A 3,044-nucleotide genomic window follows, 5' to 3' on the forward strand; every position below is an offset into this window, starting at 1 on the left:
TTCGTACTGTGTTATAGGTGTGGCACTGAATTCCATTAACTTGCCCGAGGCGGAATTTATAATCATACAAGGGCTGAAATTGTTTTGCTGAACGTCTTTGGCAAGTTTAACCGTTTCGTATAAAAGTTTATTTCTGCCGTTATCCGTAAGTTCGGAACACTTCACGTCTGTGCGACCGAACGCACGATATACAATTTCTCTTGATGTAAGCGGACTGATACCTGCTATTGCGGAAAGAATGGCTTTATCGGCGGTCTGTATCGGTGATGAAAAATCTATGTTTGCTGTTTCGCTTATTTCCGTAAGGTCAGTTTTATCCTGGACAGGCGGTGAAACATAGTCAAGTCCGGGAAGCAGCTGACGTACCGAACTTACCGTAAAATCAATGTGTTTGATACAGTCAAGAATACGCATATCTTGATTGGTAAGAATAATATTTGAATGTCTGCCCATAATTTCGACTATAAGATATTTTGTCGTAAGGTCGCCGAGTTCGTCATAACTTTCTATCGAAAATTTTATAATACGTTCAAAGCCAATCTGTTCAATATCCGTAATTTTACCGCTGCCAATATGCTTTCTCAAAAGCATACAAAACATAGGCGCACTGATAGGATTTTTCTTTGAAACGTTTGTGAAATGAACACGCGGATGTGCAGGACTTGCGGAAAGCACAAGTTTAAAATTATCCGTCATTGTTCTCAAATTTATTGTAATTTCGTCTTTTTCAGGCTGATGTATTTTATCTATACGGCTGTTTATAAGCTTGTCTTTAAGGTCTTTGACAAGACAACGAACCGCTACTGCGTCAAATGCCATAATGTCCTCCTGTGTAAATGTATTATTTTTTATTATACCATATTTATATAAAAAAACAATAAAAATCTTGCTAAAACGATTTTGCTGTGGTATAATAACCTCAAAGCAATGCTTTATACGAAAGTGAGGAAAAATAATATGAAGAAAATTATTGCGGCGGCAGTTGTGGCGTCAATGGTTGTACCGTGCTTTTCGGTAAGTGCGGCGGAAAGAGTAAAAGAAGTTTCGAGCGTGTACGGTGATAAATCGGAAATACATATTGTATATAATGATAAGGTTGTAAAATATGATGACGTTAAGCCTGTAAATACTGACGGCAGAGTTATGATACCGTTCAGAGCGGCACTTGAAAATATGGGCGCAAGCGTTGATTATGATGATTCAAGCAGACTTGTAACGGCTAAAAAGGGTGACACAACAATTAAGTTTACACTTATGGACGATACAATATATGTAGACAATAACGGAAGTGAATCAACCGTTAAAATGGACACACCTATGATTATTGTTGATGACAGAACTCTTGTTCCTATTCGTTTTATGAGTAACGCATTCGGTATGCAGGTAGGCTGGGACGGAGATACGGAAACAGTTGTAATCCTTGATGCTGACGATTATTTTAACGAATTTGAAAACTCGGCACCGAATATTTCAAAACTTTTAAATAAGGAAACACCGAAATATAATAAGGAATATACTGCATTTGATGTGAGTTTTGATTTGAATAACGGCAACAGTAAATACAGTGTTGCGGCAAACGGAAGTATTGACGGCAAAAATAAAGATAATGTTGCGGGTGCGGATGTGAAGTTTAACGGCTCATTGAATGAAAGCAGTGTAAATGACGCAACACTCAACGCAGTAGTAGCGGATGATAAGGTTTACTTTAAAACAGATGTTATAGAAAAACTTGCTCAAAGCTCGGACAATGCAAAAATCAAGGCATTGGCACTTATCGTAAAGAGTGATGTATGGTACAGTATTGATTTAAACAAAGCCTTGACTTCTCTCGGTGTGCCGGCTGCTACAATAAATATAGTGGACAGTGCTGTCGGCGGAAATACTGCAAAGGCTATGGACACATTAAAGAGTGCTTATCAGACAGAGGGCGATACTGATATTAATACTATTATTTCGTTGGCTTCAATGTTTGATATGTATGAACAGATGGATAAATATATAACGGTTACAGAAACTGAAAACGGCGGTTACAGCCTAAAAATGAATATCAAATCAGAAGATATGCTTAACATTTTGAAAAATATAAGCAATATATCGGACAGTGACTATAATCAATTAAAAAATGATTTCAAGTTCAACGTTTCCGCAAACAGCGAAACGGACGCAACAAAATCAACGAGTGACGCAAATATAGAAGTCGGATATGCTGATGATATGTCACTTAAAATGACAGTATCGTCAAATGCGGAAAAGGACGATACAATAGTGACACCTGAAATTCCGACAGGTGCGGCTGATATAACTGATTTATTTGTAAGTGCGATAAAAACAAAAAATAATTAAGTCGGTAAACAGACGAGCTGAATTTACAGTTCGTCTGTTTTTTTTGTCGAAATAACAAACTTGACGGATACATTTCTGTTATTTTTGTAATGAATTTTTCAAAAAAATTTAAAATAAGACTGTTCAAATACAAGAACTTGTGGTATAATAAAAAAATAATGGGTTAATATGCCTATATAATATATTAGACGGGAGAACGTGCTATGCTGAAAAGTATGACCGGATACGGCAGACGAGAGGCCGTAACAGAAGGAAAAAAGATACTTGTGGAGATAAAATCGGTAAATCACAGATATTCGGATTACAATATAAAAGTGCAAAGACATCTTGGCTTTTTGGAAGATAAAATCAGAAAGTATGTATCGTCAAGTATAACTCGCGGTAAGGTTGATATATACCTTAATGTAGAGAACTACGAAACTGCCGACAAGCAGATTACATTAAATAAGGAAATCGCAAAAAATTACATAGATGTTTTATACCAACTTAGAGATGAATTTGGATTAAAGGACGATATAACAGTATCAAACGTTGCGTCAAATCCGGACATTTTCTCAACCGAAAGAGTTGAAGAAGATGAGGAGGCTCTGTGGAATACGGTTAAAACCGTTCTTGACGGCGCACTTAGCGACTTTATCGCAATGCGTGAGCGTGAGGGCGAGAGAATACAAAAGGACTTGTGCGAGAGAATTGACTATATG

Annotated in this window: 3 protein-coding genes; 2 read left to right on the forward strand and 1 reads right to left on the reverse strand. The window is 36.9% G+C overall.

The genetic code is table 11. The annotated features are described in order from the left end of the window. Window positions 1–819, reverse strand: an 819-nt coding sequence (locus ACLTU0_RS11580; protein ID WP_412322587.1) for an NFACT family protein, incomplete at its 3' end; no start/stop codon positions are given. Window positions 820–957: 138 nt separating this feature from the next. Between ACLTU0_RS11580 and ACLTU0_RS11585 the strand changes: the two genes are divergently transcribed. Then, entirely contained in the window at window positions 958–2,343 is a 1,386-nt protein-coding gene (locus ACLTU0_RS11585) for a copper amine oxidase N-terminal domain-containing protein (RefSeq protein WP_412322588.1), read from the forward strand. A gap of 203 nt (window positions 2,344–2,546) precedes the next feature. After that, on the forward strand, window positions 2,547–3,044 hold a 498-nt coding region (locus tag ACLTU0_RS11590; RefSeq protein WP_412322590.1), incomplete at its 3' end, for a YicC/YloC family endoribonuclease.

Source organism: Hominilimicola sp., from assembly GCF_046972485.1.
In the GTDB taxonomy this organism is placed as follows: domain Bacteria; phylum Bacillota; class Clostridia; order UBA1381; family UBA1381; genus Hominilimicola; species Hominilimicola fabiformis.